The following is a 17,358-nucleotide window of genomic DNA, read 5'->3' as shown; positions in this document are numbered from 1 at the left end:
GAGCGTATCCAGCTCGGGCACTTCCAAGATAAGACGGAAATACGCCACGCGGGGTAACGCCGACTGCGACCATCGTGTGGAATGGCAGCATGCGTCGACTGACTTGGACCGGGCTGGGAGCTGCGGCAAGCGCGCTCGCGGTCGTGTTGTGGGTGCTCGTTCTGGTCGCGCAGCCACCCGGGCAGGCGCTCGTCGGGGCAGGAATCATCGTGCTGCTCGTCATCGCTCTGGCGATCAGGATCGCCACCACCGACGACGAGCAGGCCCGCGCCGACGCGCGGCTTCACGCGTCCCAGTACTTCCAAGGAGCATGCAAGAACGTCGGCAACGACGACAACGAAGTCGTGCGTGCCGGCGGTTTCTACGCCCTCGGGATGATCTGGCGCGACTGGCCAGACGAGCACCAGCGCGTCCTGGACTATGTCCAGGCATGGCTCCAGAAGCACGCCGTCGGCGACGATTCCGATTCCTCCGGTCGGGGAAATGCGGGACGGCCGGACATGGATGTCGCCGCAGCGCTTGGGGAACTGCTGAACCGGCCGACGCGCCCGGAGCGCCGTCCGATCGACCTGGCCAGGTGCTCCTTTGTCGGCTTCGACCTGCGTGCGGCGAACCTGCCGGGAGCGGTCCTGACCAAGATCGATCTGACTCGCGCGCGACTTGCCGATGCAGTTCTCAACGGCGTCGACCTCGACGATGCCGCATTGGTCGAAGCCGATCTGAGCCGCGCGAACCTCGCGGGAGCGATGCTCCGGAACGCCCGGCTGGAACGCGCAAACCTGACCGGCGCCGACCTGTCCGGAGCCAACCTGCAACGCGCCGGGCTGGTCGCCGCGAAGCTAGCCGGCGTGAACTTTGCCGGTGCCAACCTGTTGGGCGCACGGCTGGAACACGCGGATCTCCGCGAGACAACCGGACTCACCGCAGCCCAGCTCAAAACCGCGGAGCTAGACCCAAACACGCGTCTTCCCGCCGACATCGACAGGGACGAGGTTACCGGCCCCCGGGTACGACGCCAGTCGTTCTAAACACCCGAGGCTTCGACGGGTCTTGCCAACTGTTCGTCGTCGACCAGGCCGACGAGGAGATCGGCAAGCCGCGCGGCGCGCGGGAAGGCTGTCGCGGTGCATCCGTGATGTCGGCGACGGACTCGGCACTGCAGCGAATCACAGTGCGGGAAACAGATGGCGCTCGGAGCCGCCGGGGTGTTCGTCGGGGATGCCGGGACGATGCTCGGACCGGGAGCCAGCGGAGTCGAGTGCATTTGCCGCCAGCACGTCGGCCCCGGGCCGATCGAGGACCTGTCGCTTCGCGAGTGCGGAAAGTTCATCCCGGCGGCAGTCGCGGTAGACCTCGATCGTCGCGAGCAGGGCGGGCGCCCCCGCAACCGGGCAAGGTCCTCCAACCGGCCTTGCTGCTCCAGCGAGGCTTGGCCGCTGCATCAGCTTGGTGATGAGCAGCGTGGGATGTCGCTCGACGGCGCTCGCCGTTCGGCGGCGGGAGACGTCTACGCCTGTCGCCCGGTCGGACGGGGTCGGCAGGGTGCGGGCATGATGACCCGGTGATCGACGGATTCAGCCAAGACAGCCTCGCACCGTTCGCACTCGTCGAGCACTTGGTCTCAGCCGCGGCGCGGGAACAGGATCCCCGCGAAGCGCTGACGAAGCTGTTGCAGGACGAGATGCCGGAATCGCAGTGGGACACCGTGTGGCCGGCGTGGGCGACGACCATCGCCGTCCTGCATCCGGAGTCCGGCGACATGCTGAGCAAGATGCCGGGCGCTGAACTGATTGGGCCGACATCGTCGGCGCGCCGGATCGTGTGCCCGGGCAACGACGCGCCCCCGAGCCGGTTCGAGACTGTGGCGATCGAGATGATCGACGCTGCAGCTCACGGCACCTCGCAGGCGCAGGAAGTGCTGGACGCGGCTCGCAGGAACGCGGGCCCGGGGCTGGAGGCCGTGTCCGCGGTCCTGGGGATGGCGATGCTCGGCGTGGTCGGCTGGGGACTGCCCCAGTGCAGTGCTGTGGCTGCCGCGGCAGGACTGCGCGACATCGAGGAGCTCGACGCTGCCGTCGGTGCTTCGCTCGGCTGGCTCGGCGGCGGCGCCCTTCCGATGATCCGGTCGTGGGCACCGATGGTCGCGGCGACCTGCGCGAGCGCCGAGGACATCGCAACCGGTGCGCAGGACATCGGCCTCCACGTGACGGCGTGGATCATCGAGGACCCCTGGGTACAGGTGACGAGCCTGGTGCCTCTTGCCGAGGCGCTGTCCGCGGGCGGGGACGGACGTGAATCCGTGCGCGCCCAGTTCTATCCACTGGCCAGGGCGATGCACGCGTTGAATGTTGCCGCCGGCGGCGAATCCAGATTGCGGCTGTCGCTTCAACTGCACGCGACGGCGAGCCCTCCCGGGCAAGGCATGCTTTGCCGGAGGGCCTCGGCGATCATCGCGGCGACCGCGACCGGCAACCATGATGACGCCGAGCGCTATCTGCGTGCAGCCCTGGCCCGCCACGACCGCTCCGAACTGGCAAGCCTCTGGCGGCGAATTCTGACGCCCCAGGACGAGGGCGCGCGGCAACGCGTGTCACTGCCCGACGCTGACGTCTCCGACGGCGACCTCACGGAACTCCGCCACGACGTCGCCCGGCACCTGGTTCGCCTCGACGCGACGCTGGCGCTGCGGTCCAGCCTCGAAAGCTGAATTTTTCGAGCCGAAGCGTCGCCGCGTCCCAAATGGTTCCGGAAAGCGACGGGTAGCCCGCGAAAGAAGAAGCAGCCAGGCAGGCAGCGACATGCCCGGGGGCCGGCAATACAGACGCGTGCAGCCGATTCCGGCAGAGTCGGCAACTGAAGACCTGGGGCTGTGCCCGCTGACTAAAGGCCAGCCGATCGGAGCAGTTCCACGACGGGCACGTCCAGCGCCCCGGCCAACGCTGCCAACGTGGCCATGGTCGGGTTCGGAATCCGAGGCGAATCGTCGTTTCCGGGACTCCAGCAGGCTTCGACCGACTGGACCGTGCTCAGGGAGATGGTGGCACGGAGCGCCAGCGTCTGCTGCGACAAACCGCGTTCCGTGCGCAAACACCACAGCTCAGCACCCAGCCTGGCTGCGCTGTCCCGGTCCCATCCCATCCGCCTCACACTTCGCCTAAACCCAGGCACGCAACACCCTATAAAGAAGACCTCACCGACAAGACCTGGCAAAGGAGAAGCGACAGCGGACGGCCTGCGCGCTTTTGCCCCCGGCGCGATTCGGGGAAAACCCGACGTGAGGTGACAGCGCGACTACAGCCCAGAATCGGAAAGCGCTGAAGCAGATCTGATCGTTGCTGGGCGTCGCGGAAGCGGTACTCATACCAGACCGCCGCGGCGAGCACGGCGTTGACCACGTCCGGACCGGCCGCAGCGACCAGCCTAACGACATCCAGGCGGCACTGGTGGTCACGTAGAACCCGTGCAGTAATGCTGGTAGCCAGGCCCGTTCCGCGTGACCGCCGTTGCCAACCGGCAGCTCCAGCCGCCTCCTAGCCGAACCGCGCCGTTGCTTTCCAGCGGACATCGATGGTCCTATCCGTTGGCGGATAGTGCGATCATGGGAGGAAGGGGCTGCCTCGAGGACGGGGATCGCGGATGGGCGATGCAATGGATGACATTCTCGAGTCGCTGCGGCGGTCGGATGAGTGGCTGCTGGATTGGGAAGCTGAGATCGAGGGCGTCGCCCGCTGCGTCGAGGCGCGTCGACATCCCGACGGCCCGGCCGCGACCGAATGCGCGCACGACGTGCCGCGGCTCGGGCCGGAGTTGACCGCGATGGCGGGGCGAGCCCGCGAACTGCAGCACTACTACGAGGAAAACCTGCGGATTTCAGGCCAGGACCACCCTGACACCGCCGCCCTGGGCAACCGGGCGTGGGGTGCCCGGGAAGTCCTGGCGCTGGGTCTGGGCGTGCGTTTCGGGCTCGGTGCCGCGGAGGCTCGCTGGCTTGCGGACGCCCTTGCCGGTTTCCGACTTGAGAACGAGTGGCCCGCGCTTGCGGCGCGCCGCGATCGGCGGCGGGTCGGCGAGGGCACCGCTCCGCCGCCCGATACCGCAGGATGACGGCCCGCCTCGTTCGTCCCCGGCGGATGGTGGGGCAGAGCAAGCCGTCGGTTCAGAACGGCAGGTTCTGGTGCTCGGTCGCTGCTACGAGTCGGTCCTGTGAATTCGGGCCGCCCACTCACGCCCAAACCGGCCCGCTCTCCGCCTGCGAAGCAGTCGACGCCGTGCCGCCTCTCGACTGAATGGAACCACTCGAACAGGAGAGGACGGACAGCCATTGCTGCACGCGGATATCGGGACGCTGAGCGACGTCTCTTGGGGTGACTGCCAGGCGCTGGCCGTCGACGGCAGCGCGGTGTCGCGGTGAACAAGAATCAACTGCTGTCCGTCGGCGAGTATCCGCTCGAGTGGCGGCTTGCCGACGGTTCGTCGGTGCCTGGCGTGCTGACTCTGGCGGGCGCGGAGACTGTGACCGGCACGGCTTACGGCCTGCCGGCCGAGCCGCCGTCGCACGAGGACGCCGCGAGGGCCCGTCCGTCGTGGACGGTCTGGGAACCCGGCGTCAAGCCGTACGGCGTGGTCCGCGGAGAGCTCCGCAACAACCTCGATATCGCGCTTCCCGATGCCTGTGTTTCCCATCAGCTGCCCGGACATTCGGTGCTGCTGGCCTCGCTCGCGATGATCGGACCAAAGCTGCGGGACAACCGGGATTTGGTCTTCGACGAGATCACCTTCCAGGTCGAGGGCCTCACCGAACTGTCCGGCGTGGCACCCCTCAAGGAGTACAAGATCCCGCAGCGACTCGCTGACGACGCCACCTACGGCGGAACCTGGAACGGCGAGTCGACCCAGGAGTGGACGAACCACGGCGGGGACCGTGTCCGGATGCACTACGTCGCCTCGTTCGCGGCCCCGCAAGGCTACAAACTGTCGTTCACCACGGCACCGGTCATCACAGTATCCGGGCGACCGCGACCTCTCGACGAATGGATGAACACTTACGTCCGCCCGTCTGCCGAGCTGGCAGGATTCGCTGTGAACAGGCCACAGGCGATCACGTTTGTCACCGTGGAACGCGAAGGCGTGGGCCACGCGTCAGTGTACGGCAGGGAACTGTCGCAGCAGCGATTCGACGCCGAACAGGCAGCACCAGGAGCGATGCCGGCCCTCGTGCGCTGCGGTCCCGGCCGCGCGTCGATGCCCGACCTGATCGGCAGATGGTCGGCTATGAAGCGGGACTATCCCGTTTTCGCCGACTATCTGACCTCCATTCCAGCCCCAGGCTTGCCCATCACCGCACGATTCACCGCTCTCATGGCCTCGCTGGAAAGCTTCCACACCATCAAGTACGGTGCCGGCCCTCTGGGCAAGAAAGAGTTCTCCCGGGAGAAGAACAACGTGATGAAGGAAATCCGGAACTCCCGCGACGTATCGGAGGTGAACTACGACTGGCTCCGACGGTGGGGCAACTTCTTCGGAACCTACGAACTGCGCGAACGCCTCAGAGCACTGCACGCGGGCCTGCCGCGCGCGCTGCAGGACCTCGTCAACGCCGCAGTCGAGCCCGTCCCGGATCTGCTGGCCGACGTGGTCGCGAACCCCGAGGACATCTGGCACATCGCAGGTAAGGCTCGCAACAACCTGGCCCACGGAAACACGCCCCAAACGAACGAACAACTGTCCTTGCTGACTCAGCTCGGGAACACCCTCGCGGTCGGACACGTGCTCAGCCTGCTCGGCGCTCCGGCAGATCCGTTCGCTGCAGCGATCACCCGAGGAGACTGGCGCCTGGAGTAACACCCGTCGGTGTGACCCGGAGCGTGGGGCGGCAGGTGGTGCGCAACGACCAGCGGGCGGCGCGCATCTCGGACGGCGAGGGCGACCGCCACGCCGCTGTCGGATGCGCCCGGGTCGAACGTCCGAGTCCGATGCGTTCCGCCCGGGCTCCGGACGACCTGGTTGGCGTAAGCCGGATGTGACACCGCTCTGATCAGGGCGATAGCCTCGGGGCCTCGCTACCGATGGAGGCCGCGATGCTCGACGACGACCTGTTCAAGGTGCCGACCGCGGAAGACCGCTATCCGCGTGAAGCGAAGCGCGCTGCCCTCACATACCTCCAGTCGCGGCGAAACATGGCGTGGCAACTGCTGGTTGCCGTTGCCCTGGTCGGCGTGTCGAGTGCCCTGCCCGCGGTTCCGGGCATGATCGCGTGGGGCCTGGGGGTTCTCGTACTCACCCAGTTCTGCGCCAGCGTCGGGAAGATGACCATCGCGAGGAGTTGGATGTCGTCACTGCGGCGTCTCGTGAACTACTCGCTGATCCCGAGCGGAGTGAGCACAGCCCAGTACGCGAAGTCGGTGCTGGCCGACACTCGTGCGGTCGGCAAGCTCGAAGCCGCCCTCACCACGATCTGGAGCGGCGAAGGCGACCTGGAGCTGGCACGACGGGTGCTGGCCCGCGGGGGTGTGCCGGACGTGTCCAACGGCGACTACGAGCGCGAGAAGGAATCGCCGTTCCCTGCATGGCAGCGGGGCGGCATTCCTTGGCAAGAGGCTCCGTTGCCGGACGTCGAGCACTCCTGCACCGGCTGGACAGTCGCGATACTCGACGCCGGTACGGAGAAGGCCGAGACCATGGTGTTCTGTGCCTGCGGCGGCGTCCGGTACCCGGAGGACGCCGTCGACGGCTCGTGGACGTCCCGGAACAAGCGTCGCCGCGAAGAATCCGTTCAGCGCTGACGTTCCGACCAGCCAGGCAGGCGCGGTTCGCACCCGCCGCGGTGACCGCAGCACTGCGCCGGGTGCTGTTGGGCGAAGAAGCTGCCCGTTCCGGTGTCGTATCCCCAGGTGCTCAGTTCGTCCCACTCGGGCAGGGCAGCGCCCACAGGCCGTCGACCAGGCCCTCTTCCACGGTGAATCCCCTCGTGCCGTGCCCGGCGCGTCCTCGCCGGGTTCCGGATTCCGATCGTGGCGCGACGAGGACGCGAGCGCGGCCGCGACACACCCGGCGTCCGAGTGTTCCGCCGAACCAGTGCCTCTGCTGCCCGGCTCGCGTCCGGGCAGCCGAGGCGGGTAACGGTCGGCGGGCGAACTTTTTGAAGTAGGCCGGTTCGTTGTCCGGGGCCACGGTCAGGCCGAACACGTAGAACACCGTGCTGCCCTGGGCGTCACGGTCGTCGGCCCAGCCGGGCCCCGGTGGACCAAGCGAGCGGGCCGGGGTCGTCAGAATGTCGGGCGCGGAACCCGCCGAGATCCGCGATCGCCTTCTCGACCGACTCGTCTAGCTAGTGCTTGGATCTGTCGCCACGAGATCGAGGAGGTTGCGGCGGATACGAGCGGCGGCCACATCACTGATCTGTGGGATCGGGCGTTGAAGCAGAGGAAGAAGTTGCCCGAGTTTGTACTCAATTTGCTTCTCGCGCGACCATGTTTTGATCGCCTGCATCGCCTCGGTCTGCACCTCCAGGTTGTAGATGGATATGGACGCGGCCTTGTTGACCGACATGTCGCCGGTGATCCATCGCGGTGGCTTGGGCAATGTCAGTTGGTCGGCGTGCATGCATGGGGTCACGCCTACGGCGAGCACTCGGTCAGCTAACGCGGTGCGGGCATGTTCGTCGTTTAGGTCGAGCGTGGCCAAGACCTTGGCAGCTTCGGCGGCGAACTCGGAAAGAGCGCCAGATGGCATTTACTTAGTCTCGCTTTCGATCATCATCGGTGGATCATAGAGAGGCGGGAGCAGGTCCGTCCGTCGTGGCCTGGCCCCTCTGGAGGAGAAGATCCCGGCAGGGGAGGCGCACGATCGAGCAGTCGCTGAGGCTCAGTTGCTGCTCGATGTGCTCCAGCAGCAGTTGAGCCTCGGCAGTTTTCTCCGCGAGCACTTCGGTTTCGACGAACCAGCCGATCCCGGCGACGTGGTCGATCACCACGGTGACCTCCGTCCGGTCGGGGTGGGCGAAAGGGGTGCGGGTCTTCTCGACCTGGCACAGCTTCACCATACGGCTGTAGTAGGTGTCGACCTCGGTGCTGGTGTCGCCCGGCCGCCAGTCGCGCGCCGCCAGCCGCGAGCGCAGCACGGCCGGGTCGTCCAGTTCGCGCTTGCGTTCTACTTCGATCCAGCTCATGGCGTCCCGTTGTCTTCTTTGTGGATCGCGGTGTAGAGGCGGGCCAGGCTGGACCGGCAATTCCGATCGCGGTGCGTGCCAGCGTCCTCGGGATTGCCCAGGCTGTGCCAGGCTCGGTCAGGGCGGCGGATACGGTCGGCGTCGTGGTCATGGCAGCGGCACGGTGACGGGCATCGTCAGTCTCTGACGGATTCCGTGGTGGGCGGTGTGGCTGTCCTGATGTAGCTGTATTCCTTGGGACGCCATTCGAGCAGTCCGTCGGTTTCCATCTCGAGCAGCGTGGCGATCGCGTGGTCCATGGTGCAGGAAGGGTTCGTGGCGTGCAGGCGGTGGTGGAGTTGGCGCAGGCAGGTCACCGCGGTGTTCGTTCGGTCGCGGCCCGGCTCCAGCATGTAGAAGGGCCAGCGTTCGAAGAATTCGCGGTCCTCGGGGGCCAATGCGGTGTCCTGCGCGAACCTCGCAGGCGAGGACAGCAGCACGATGGGCTCGCCGTCCTCGACGCACTCCGAGAAGAACCAGGGGACCAGGTGTTCCGCCTGGTCCAGAGTCTGGCCCTCGTCTAGCCCGAATCTCCAGTTCGAGTCCAGTTCCGACGCTGGCGTGGCCGTCCGCGGCGATACCGGAGCGGATGGCGTCGGCAGGCGGATCTCGCGTCGACGGCGGCCGTGGCGGCGTCGACGACCTCGTCTGCTGCCCATGCTCGGCTCCGGAGAGGCCGACGGCGTGCTCGCCGGTGGCTGCTGCCGAGCCGCACCTGTCGCGCTGTGCCATTCGGCCACGGTCCCGAACGGGCGACGACGCACCCGAACGGGCGACGACGAAGCCATCGATCCCCGGCAGAGTCCCGGTCGTCAGGCTTGTTCCGTTGTGCACCAAGACAATTCGTGCGTCCGACACGATCGGGGTGGGCGCGGCGGCCGTCGGAACAGGCGGGATCGGTGCGATGCTGGGGCCATGCTGGCTTCCTTCGACGTCCGCCGCACCTCTGGCGGGCTTCAGTTGACGATGATCGCGCCGGGCGCTTCGCAGCCGTGGGCGACGCGGTTGCGCTACGACCAGGCGCAGGAGCTGTCGGCCGGGTTGAGGACCGACGCTCCCGCGCTCGTCGGCGGAACCGCCGCGGCAGGGATCGCCTATTTTCCGGACTGCCCCGAGACCGGTGAGGGAACCCTCGCCCGCGTCGACGGGGAGACCGCCGACGTTCTGCGCGATTCCGCTTATCTGGTCCGCGCCGACCTGAAGACGATGCGCGGTCTCGGGGACACGCTGCGGGCGCACATGCCCGACCGTCTCGATCCGCTGCCCGCCGGCCCGCCCGCGCCGTGGTGGCCGTCCCCGCTAGCCTGACCAGGCGTCGGCAGGATCCGTCCGCGGCGGGTTCGTTTCCGGCCTTCGGTCTTCGCCGCGGCGGTTGTCCGCTCTGCACAGTGCAGCTGAGTACTCTGTTGGCCTGCACGGGAAAGGGAGCATTGCATGCATCAGCAAGGGTTCCGTCGCAATGACGGCGGGGGTTACGTTTCCCGCAACGACCCGATTGCCTGGGATCGCAGCAGCTTCTATGTTGTGGCGGCCGCTGCGCAGCGTCTGCTCGAGCAGGGCCGCGAACTCGCGTTGCCCGCCGGCTACGACGGCGAGGCCCTGGACCGGGTTGTGTTCGCGACCGGCTGGAACGATCGGGACGTTGTTGTGGACGAGCGGCAGGGCCGGGAGATGGCCGCCATCGCGAAGATGTTGATGGAGCGTCACGGCGACGTGCTCAGGCCGGAAGAGAAGCGCGCTGCGGAGGTCGTGCGCGAGGTCGTCAGGTTGTCGTGAGGGCCGCATGCCCAAGGATGAGGTTGAAGGTGCGCGCCAGGTCAGCGTGGCGACGACCCCGGCGGCGCCGGATCTGCCTGCCCCCGGTCTCGAGGAGGGCGCATGAGCCTGCCTGATCCGCTCGCGGCGCGTCCGCGTCACCGCGGTCTTCCGGTGCCGCACCTGGCTCCGTTCTTCGACGAGCACATGCACGGGGACGACCATCTCCGGTTCGCCGTAGGCTCGGACGGGGCGCTCGGAGGGATCAGGTACGTGGACGAGGTGCCTGACGATCGCGACGCCGAGGGGGTGTTGTGGATTCGGATGACCCCGCCGGGCCGCGCGACGGTGGCGGAAATGGGGAAAGTCCACCCGCATCGGCAACGTGAGTGCATGCTGGCCCCTGCGTGCCAGGTCTGCGCGACCCCCTTGCCGGCCGACGCGGTTCCGTGGGTCCTGCCCCTGTCCGAGGTCGCGGCCGTCCCTGCGGGGGCGACGGTGCGCACGGTGACGCCGCCGACATGCCTGGCGTGCGTCGCACCCTCGCGGCAGTTGTGCCCGCTGCTGCGCCGCGTCGGCTCCCGCCTTTGCATCGTGCGAAGTTTCCGCGTGTGGGGCGTGAGCGGTTGCGAACGCGGCGGTGCTGCGACCGTCGCAGCGCTCACCGGCACCGCCCGGACGCGATGGATTCCCTACACCGACACCGCCACGCTGGGTCGAGTGATCGCCGAGCAGCTCGTCGTCGAACTTGCAGACCTCGACCAGGTCGACGAGATTCCTCCGCGGTGAACCAGTCGGCGTCGTCCGCGGCCCGCGGGATCTCCGCCGACGGGACCACGGCAGGCGCGGAGGAAAAAGCCTTGACCGGGACGGAAACAGCAGACGCGCCCGTCGGATGCCGTCCGCACCAGAGCGCGGCGGCAACGCGAGCTAGCGGGTTCAGCGAAAAGAAGGACAGCAGTGGTGCGCGGGTGGTTCGGGACTGGTCTCGGTGTCGGGCGACAACGAACTTGTGTGTCCGCTCTCGAGGCGGCTCCCGACGGCAGTCGCCGGTGGAGGCGTGACGGAGCCTGGAAATGGCCGGCTGTCGCTGCCTTCGCTGCGAAGAGGCCGCTGGCGTGGCTCGACGACGAGCACGACGACCCGCAGTTCTCCCGAAAGACGGCCGGTGCCGGCGGTCGAGGGTCCCGTGGCCGTCGGTGATCACGACGTCGACATCGGCGGCGATGTGTTCCAAGCGGTCGGTGATCCTGCGGTCGTCCGGGCATGCGGTGAGCACGGCACGGAACCGGTGCGGATCGGGCAGTTGGCTCCGCGACAGGACAGAGTAGGAGCGGGGCGCGGCCTGTCCTGCGATCATTGACCGGTGGCCGAGTACTTCACCCTTGTGGCAAAGCCCAGCAGCGTTGATCCTGCCGTCGTGGATGCGGCGCTGCGGAGGGCGTGGAACGCGTGTGCCGGTATGGCCTGTCCGAGGTGCGGTGTCCAGGATTGGCAGTACTGCCGTGACAGGGTTGCGGGGACCTGGCGGGTGACCCGGTTTCACCGGCCGCGGCAGGATGCCGCGGGCGCATCGCGCATCCTCGAGCGGGTGCGAGTGCGCGGGCTCAGCTGGGCCAAGCGGACCGGCTCGTTCGTGTGGGACGATCGCCGAGTTCCTACGGTCTGAACACGGCATTCGCTCGGTCGGAGAAGTGTGGTGCCTTTCGCCGGGCGTCGACGCCGAGCTCGCCGCGGTCGCGACGTGTCGTGCCACCTCGAAGAGGACGTGTTTGCCCGAGCCGACGAAGCGCCTCAAGGACGACGACGTTCGACTTCGGCAGGGAGAACGCCTCTGCTCACGACCGTTGGGCCGCGACGCTGTCGGCATCCCGGACAGGAGACTGCGTGACCGAGGAAATGCCCTGGGACCGGCGGGAACGGAGCACGACGCAACGGTCAGGACGGGAACCGGGCCATGCGGCGGACCGGAGCCGGTCCAATTCTGGAATATCCGGCTCCGGTCCCCGGCAACTCGACTCGCACGCTCCGCACTCGCTAGGTTTCTGATCTCGGCTACCCATGCAGGAGGGGCACTGATGACACGGGACGACGAACACGGTCGGCACCAGCAGTACCGCGACGAGCGCGACCGGATCGTGGCGTTGTGGTCCAGGCACGTGGCCGGCCCCGCAGGGCCGCTCGAGGGCGCGATCCTGGATCCTGCTCCGTTGCCGAAAGGCTGGTGCGGGCAGGCGCAGTTGGTGCCGGGCGCACACTCGACTCGGGACGTGGAGGAAGCGGCTTCCTTCATCGAGGAGGTGTACGGGCTTCCCCGCAAGACGGTCGTGGTCGAGGACAGCCGGGCCGGCACCGCCGACACGGCGTTCGTCTGGGCCTTCCATACCGCCTCCGCCGCCGATCACCACCGCCACACGCCGATGAGCACGCTCGACGTCAACGCTCGCGGCGATCAGCCGGCGCCGCCGCGGGCGGAAGCCTGGGAATCCGGCCACCTCGCGGACTGGGCGGAGAAGTACTCGTTTTACTACACCCAGATGCGCGAACACGGCGGACGAATGGACGTCGCCCGGTTCGTCCGGCGTCTCCAGAGGCTTCGCGGCGGCATCCTCGATCTGCTGCACCGTACTGACCCCGGCCACGTTCAACGCATCCTCGCGAAGAACGGCGTCACGTCCGAGATGCTGCCCGACGACCTCGTCGGCCTGCTAGGGCTTCCCCGGCCCCGCTGACTCGACCTGCCGCAGAGGACTGCGATGACCACAGCAAGCAGCCTGGTCACGACTGAGGAGGAGGAATACGATGCCGGTACGGCAGCGGCCTATCGGAGCGCTGCTCGACGTGGTGTTCGTCAACGCTCGCATTCCCGGCGGCGGGCCGCGGTGGATCACACTCCCGCCGTGGCCCTGGTTCTGCCGCTACTGCGACACCGGCGGAGGCGGAGAATTCGCTGCGGCCAGGCTCGACCGCACCCGCCTCGGGCGATGCCGGATCATCTGCCAGCCCTACGAGTGGCGACACGATTTCGACGACGTGGAGTTGGGCCTGGACGAACAAGACCGGGTTCAAGCCGCCGTCCGTCAGCACGTCAACGGGCCCGGTGCTGCCGTGACTTGGGACAGCCAGCGGCAGAGACTCAAAATCGTGCGGGCGCCTCAGATCGACTGGAGAAAAGCCTGACAGCCGCCGAACTCGGCGCGGCCACCAGTTGGTGGTTGGTGAAACGCGCCAGGCGGAGAAGGCTCCTGTGCCGCGTGCTCCCAGCATGCGCGATCCGTTCTGCGGCCCCGGACTTCAAAAACAAAGGTCGTCTGTTCGGGCCCGCGCCGGTTATTGCTCGCGTATTTGGCCGAGTCTGGTCGAGGGAGCAGGCGGAGCGTTGGTCTTCCTGGCCGGCCGTCCTGCTGTCCACAATTACTCGCGGATGACCGGCGAGGAAAACGCAAACCTGGCTACATTCGAAGAATCATTCGAGTACGACGATCGCGATGCCGGGATCTGGGGAGCCGATCTCGCCGTCTTGCGTGTGCGCGCTGATGATTCGGGCTCTGGCCCAGCGGTTTGGCGACGCCGGCGGCATGCTCACCGCCGCCGAGACGTTCGGCTGACCCTGCGAGCTGGCGGGCGTTGCTTGCAAACAGAACAGCCGGGACGGGCAGCTGATGCGGCTGTTCTTCGCGGCGTCCGCCACCACGGCGGCCAGTGGTCGGGCGTCCCACGTCGAGAAGCCCCACGATCGGCGGAGTTCGGCTGCCTGCGCCTGCGCGAGGGCCGCGGCGAGCCGGTCGCGGTTCTCGGTCGGGTCTGTGCTGGTCAGGATGCGCTCCGGGTTGTGTAGGAACATCGTCTCCGGCATGACGCGTGGCGGCGGACTCCTCGAGGGCGTCCCGCAGCCGCACCGGGTCCAGGCCGTGCCCGACAGGAGCGGCCGCAGCGCGGGCAGCGCCTTCGTCGCGAACCGGATCCGCCGCCCGGTCGCCTCGAACTACCGCACGTCGTTTCGGTTTGCGGTAGTTCGGGTCGTAGAAGGACAACGTGGTCTCGGCGAGCACGCGCTGGGCCGCCCGTTGGTCCGGGACGCACTCGGGGACCTGGAACAAGCTGGTGGCAGGGTTCGGCGTCGGCGTCGGCGGTGGCACGGCTGCGGTCGACGGCGGGCTGGTTCAGGCGGAGGGAGCGAGAAGGCCGCGCAGCCGTCGCAGCGCGGCGAGGCCGGAATCGGCGACGGTCTCCAGCCCGCCTCGGCGGGCGGCGCGGATCGCTCGCTGCAACTGGTGGGGCAGTCGCCGCTGCTCGGCGGTGGCGATGGCCGTCTGAAGGGCTTCGGCGGAGCCGTCGCGCTCGCCTGCGGCGGCGAGGACCTCGCCGGTGGTGACGCTGGCGATGACCTGCCACTGCGGGGCGGCTGGCTCCCCTGCTTCGTTGGCGTGTAGGGCGCGGAGCGCGTCGTCGGGGCGGCCGAGGGCGAGCAGGCCGCGGGCATGGATCTCGCGCAGCGAGTACGGGTTGAGCAGCATCCCGTGCTCGGCGCCGGAATCGAGTGCTCGTCGGCAGCCGTCGACGGCGGTGTCGAACGTGTCGCTCTGACCGGCATCGCCGGAGGCGCGGGCCAGCAGGGCGAGTGCGGAGCCGTGCCCGGCCGGGTCGGAGGAGACGGCGGCGGCGTGCTCGAGGCGCGCCACGGCGGCGGGGAGCCGCCCGGCTTTGCGCAGCTCGTTTCCGTGCATCCGCAGCGTGTGTGCCAAAAGCGGCGTGTCGTCCAGGTGACGGGCGAGGAGGAGGGCCTTGCCGGTCCAGACAGCGGCACCGGTCAGCCGCTCTTCCGGCAGCACGGTGCCCAGAGACACTCCGAGGGCCAATCGCGCTGACGCGAGCAGCAGCAGGGTCTCGCGTTCGAGACGGCCCTCAGCGGCGCGGGCCTCCAGGCGAGCGGCGAGCGGCCAGAGCTCGTTGACCGCCTCCACGGCCCGGCCCGACTGTCGAGCGATCTCCGCCAGTCGCACCACAGCATCGCCGAAGTGGCAGAGCGCGGCGAAGTCCGCGTCATCGGGATCGCTGACGCCCAACAGATGGAAGGGAAGGCCGAGCGCGCGGGCGATGTGACGGCGGCCGGCGACGTCGCCGGGGGTGCGGCTGCCGGTTTCGATCTTCACCACGTAGGATTTGTCGAAGCCCAGCAGCGCGGCGAGCGCTGCTCGGGATAAGCCGTTCGCGGCGCGGTAGGCGCGCAGGATGACCGCGAGGTCCCGGCTCGACAAGGCCGCGGCCGCGGCCGGGTCGGACCACAGCCACACCGCGGGCGCCAGCCTCGGCCCGGGCGCGGTCAGCGCCGCGCCGCCGGCGCGGCAGGCAGGGCACGCCCCGGGCGCGGCGTAACGGCCCAAGGCGGTTCCGCAGCGTTCGCACCGCTCGGCCACCGGCGTGCTACCCGGTCGCCTGCAGTATGCGGAGGCGGTCGAACCACGCGGCGATCGAGCGTTTGTAGCCGTCGGGCATCGTCAGGGCGGACACGTCGTGCTCGCCGAACTCGTCGAGCCGTTTGTGCTCGTGGGAGGGAACCGGGGCCTGGGCCGAGTCGATGGTGGTGCAGCCGTAGGTCACGATGAACACGTCCTTGTCCGCGGACGTGATGTGGTAGATCCACGAGTCCAGGATCTCCGCGGCGGCGGCCCGCAGGCCGGTCTCCTCCTCGATCTCCCGGGCCACGCATTCCTCGGGGGTTTCTCCGGGTTCGATCCGGCCGCCGGGCAGCTCCCACTCGTCGCGGTCGTTGCGCGCCAGCAGCACCCGCCCGGACCTGATGAGCACGCCCTTGATCGACACCGGGTACGCAGGTTCGGCCATCGGACAGATCTCCCACCGTGAACGGGTACGAACGGGGTGTGGCTGCACCGTAGCAGCGCGCCACGATCCTGCCAGGCCAGCGGGGGGTGACAATCTGTCCCTGGACGAGGGCCCGTCGCGTCGGGTCTGCTGAGCGCACCGAATTCGCTCTCGCTGACGGCTCAGGAGGCTTCCGCGATGTTTGCCGCTTCCACGGACGACCCGCTGTCCGCGTGCCGCGTCGACGTCACCGCCGAGGGAGGCGTGGGCGAGCTGGCCGCGGTGCTGGCGTGCCGCGGGGTCGCCCTGTTCGACGGCGTGTGCGACCCCCGGGCGCTGCGGGCGCTCGCCGACCGGCTGGGCATCGTGAAGCCCCACCGCGACAGCGACCGGACCGGCCTCACCGTCCTCACCGACCGCCGGGAGAGCGGTGCGGGCCGAGCCGGGTTCACGAACCAGCCCCTGGCCCCGCACACCGACTGCTCCGACCAGTCTCGGCCGCCGCGCCTGGTGGTGATGGCCTGCGCCAGCCCCGCCCCGAGCGGCGGCGCCTCCGTCCTCGTCGACGGCCAGGCCGTGCACGCCGACCTCGCGGCCACCGCACCCGAGGCGCTGGCCGACCTGAGCGCACCGCGCGGCGCGTACTTCGGCGGCAGCGCCGGGTACGTCGGCAACGTCTTCGAGACCGGGTCCGACGGGACGCTCGGCCTGCGGCTGCGCTTGGACAAACTCGCCCGGTTCTCCCCGCAGACCCAGCGCTGGCTGCCGGACCTGCGCGCCGCCATCGACCGGCACACGATCACTCTCAATCTCGCGTCCGGGGCCGGGTACGCGGTGAACAACCGCTGGTGGCTGCACGGTCGCCACGGATTCACCGGGCAGCGTGTGATGTGCCGTGTGCTGGTCGATCCCCGCCCCGAGTGGCGCATTCCCGCCGGTTTCGATCCCGCCGGAGCGCTCCGGTGACCCGGTCGCCCGCGCACCTCCCTGCGAAGCAGGCATGGACGTCGTGCCTGCCAAATCGGATGCGCCAGTGCGGCTTTCCGAGAACGCTCTTCGACGGGTGCAACACTGCATCCACGAGGCAGCCCACGGCAACTGCGCGCCGTCGCGTCGGATGCCGGCCGACGTCGTCGGGGTCGGTTCATGAGCGCCGGCGAGGTCGCCGTGCTCGCGATGACCGGTGCTGCCGCCGGCGCCGCGGCGGTCGTGATCCTGGTTCGCTATGTGCGCCGCGCCCGTCGAGACAGTGCGCGCACTTCGCGGGCGCGCAGCAACCGGAAGCGCCGCGCAACGGACGGGAGCCGGGCCGAATCAACGGCAGCCCCCCCGAATTCGCGGCGGAGGCGGGGAGCGGGCCCTTCGGCCCTCGCCTCCGCCGCGTTCCAGCGCTGCGGCCGTTCGCCGAAAGACCGCCGCAACCGCCGAGATTTCGCTCGCACGGCGTCGTCGATTCCTGACCGCGACCGGGCGGCGGCCGTGTGCCGCGAACTCGCCGCGGAGAGCGAGCCGTTCCGGGTCGCCTACCGGTGGGCGACGCGCTCCGGAACGCTCGTCGTATTCGGCGTCCTGCT

Annotated in this window: 17 protein-coding genes; 11 read left to right on the top strand and 6 right to left on the bottom strand. The window is 68.7% G+C overall.

The features are described from left to right. The first annotated feature begins 152 nt into the window (after positions 1-152). The 5 genes from ABZX37_RS34985 to ABZX37_RS34965 all read left to right on the top strand — a co-directional run bounded on the left by ABZX37_RS34985 (position 153) and on the right by ABZX37_RS34965 (position 6,782). A complete protein-coding gene (locus ABZX37_RS34985; protein ID WP_354746937.1) occupies positions 153-1,028 on the top strand; it encodes a pentapeptide repeat-containing protein in 876 nt (291 codons plus the stop codon). A 533-nt stretch (positions 1,029-1,561) separates the two neighbouring features. Further along, positions 1,562-2,707 carry a hypothetical protein gene (locus ABZX37_RS34980; RefSeq protein ID WP_354746935.1) on the top strand — a complete coding sequence of 382 codons (1,146 nt, stop codon included), beginning with the start codon at positions 1,562-1,564 and terminating at the stop codon, positions 2,705-2,707. Between the two features lie 941 nt (positions 2,708-3,648). Further along, positions 3,649-4,104, top strand: a complete 456-nt coding sequence (locus tag ABZX37_RS34975; protein ID WP_354746933.1) for a hypothetical protein — start codon at positions 3,649-3,651, stop codon at positions 4,102-4,104. A 303-nt stretch (positions 4,105-4,407) separates the two neighbouring features. Further along, the gene (locus tag ABZX37_RS34970) at positions 4,408-5,841 is read left to right on the top strand and encodes a hypothetical protein (protein ID WP_354746931.1); all 1,434 of its coding nucleotides are present in this window, start codon (positions 4,408-4,410) and stop codon (positions 5,839-5,841) included. Between the two features lie 236 nt (positions 5,842-6,077). After that, a complete protein-coding gene (locus ABZX37_RS34965; RefSeq protein ID WP_354746929.1) occupies positions 6,078-6,782 on the top strand; it encodes a hypothetical protein in 705 nt (234 codons plus the stop codon). 541 nt (positions 6,783-7,323) lie between these two features. Here ABZX37_RS34965 and ABZX37_RS34960 read toward each other — a convergent pair. The 3 genes from ABZX37_RS34960 to ABZX37_RS34950 form a co-directional block, all read right to left on the bottom strand. Continuing rightward, the gene (locus tag ABZX37_RS34960; protein ID WP_354746927.1) at positions 7,324-7,731 is read right to left on the bottom strand and encodes a hypothetical protein; all 408 of its coding nucleotides are present in this window, start codon (positions 7,729-7,731) and stop codon (positions 7,324-7,326) included. A gap of 34 nt (positions 7,732-7,765) precedes the next feature. Further along, on the bottom strand, positions 7,766-8,167 hold the full coding sequence (locus ABZX37_RS34955) for a hypothetical protein (RefSeq protein WP_354746925.1): 402 nt from the start codon (positions 8,165-8,167) through the stop codon (positions 7,766-7,768). A 176-nt stretch (positions 8,168-8,343) separates the two neighbouring features. Continuing rightward, positions 8,344-8,865 carry a hypothetical protein gene (locus ABZX37_RS34950; protein WP_354746923.1) on the bottom strand — a complete coding sequence of 174 codons (522 nt, stop codon included), beginning with the start codon at positions 8,863-8,865 and terminating at the stop codon, positions 8,344-8,346. Between the two features lie 256 nt (positions 8,866-9,121). On the opposite strand from ABZX37_RS34950, the gene ABZX37_RS34945 reads away from it, so the two are divergent. From ABZX37_RS34945 to ABZX37_RS34925, 5 genes are all read left to right on the top strand, one after another. After that, positions 9,122-9,514 (top strand): hypothetical protein, encoded by a 393-nt coding sequence (locus ABZX37_RS34945; RefSeq protein WP_354746921.1) that lies wholly within the window; start codon positions 9,122-9,124, stop codon positions 9,512-9,514. A 126-nt stretch (positions 9,515-9,640) separates the two neighbouring features. Further along, positions 9,641-9,982 (top strand): hypothetical protein, encoded by a 342-nt coding sequence (locus ABZX37_RS34940; protein ID WP_354746919.1) that lies wholly within the window; start codon positions 9,641-9,643, stop codon positions 9,980-9,982. Between the two features lie 102 nt (positions 9,983-10,084). After that, positions 10,085-10,750, top strand: a complete 666-nt coding sequence (locus tag ABZX37_RS34935; protein ID WP_354746917.1) for a hypothetical protein — start codon at positions 10,085-10,087, stop codon at positions 10,748-10,750. Between the two features lie 1,289 nt (positions 10,751-12,039). Beyond that, positions 12,040-12,693, top strand: a complete 654-nt coding sequence (locus ABZX37_RS34930) for a hypothetical protein (protein WP_354746915.1) — start codon at positions 12,040-12,042, stop codon at positions 12,691-12,693. Between the two features lie 70 nt (positions 12,694-12,763). Continuing rightward, complete coding sequence (locus ABZX37_RS34925; RefSeq protein ID WP_354746913.1) at positions 12,764-13,141, top strand: hypothetical protein; 378 nt, start codon at positions 12,764-12,766, stop codon at positions 13,139-13,141. A 286-nt stretch (positions 13,142-13,427) separates the two neighbouring features. Here the strand turns inward: ABZX37_RS34925 and ABZX37_RS34920 are convergent, their stop codons facing one another. From ABZX37_RS34920 to ABZX37_RS34910, 3 genes are all read right to left on the bottom strand, one after another. Next, on the bottom strand, positions 13,428-13,817 hold the full coding sequence (locus tag ABZX37_RS34920) for a hypothetical protein (protein ID WP_354746911.1): 390 nt from the start codon (positions 13,815-13,817) through the stop codon (positions 13,428-13,430). A gap of 307 nt (positions 13,818-14,124) precedes the next feature. Then, entirely contained in the window at positions 14,125-15,345 is a 1,221-nt protein-coding gene (locus ABZX37_RS34915) for a helix-turn-helix domain-containing protein (RefSeq protein WP_354746909.1), read from the bottom strand. A 40-nt stretch (positions 15,346-15,385) separates the two neighbouring features. Then, positions 15,386-15,805, bottom strand: a complete 420-nt coding sequence (locus ABZX37_RS34910) for an NUDIX hydrolase (RefSeq protein WP_354746907.1) — start codon at positions 15,803-15,805, stop codon at positions 15,386-15,388. 177 nt (positions 15,806-15,982) lie between these two features. Between ABZX37_RS34910 and ABZX37_RS34905 the strand changes: the two genes are divergently transcribed. Then, positions 15,983-16,750 (top strand): TauD/TfdA family dioxygenase, encoded by a 768-nt coding sequence (locus ABZX37_RS34905; protein WP_354746905.1) that lies wholly within the window; start codon positions 15,983-15,985, stop codon positions 16,748-16,750. Positions 16,751-17,358: the final 608 nt, after the last annotated feature.

Source organism: Amycolatopsis sp. NPDC004079, from assembly GCF_040610415.1.
Classification (GTDB): domain Bacteria; phylum Actinomycetota; class Actinomycetes; order Mycobacteriales; family Pseudonocardiaceae; genus Amycolatopsis; species Amycolatopsis halotolerans.
Note: the sequence above shows the minus strand (reverse complement) of the source record. Positions and strands in the feature narration are given on the sequence as shown.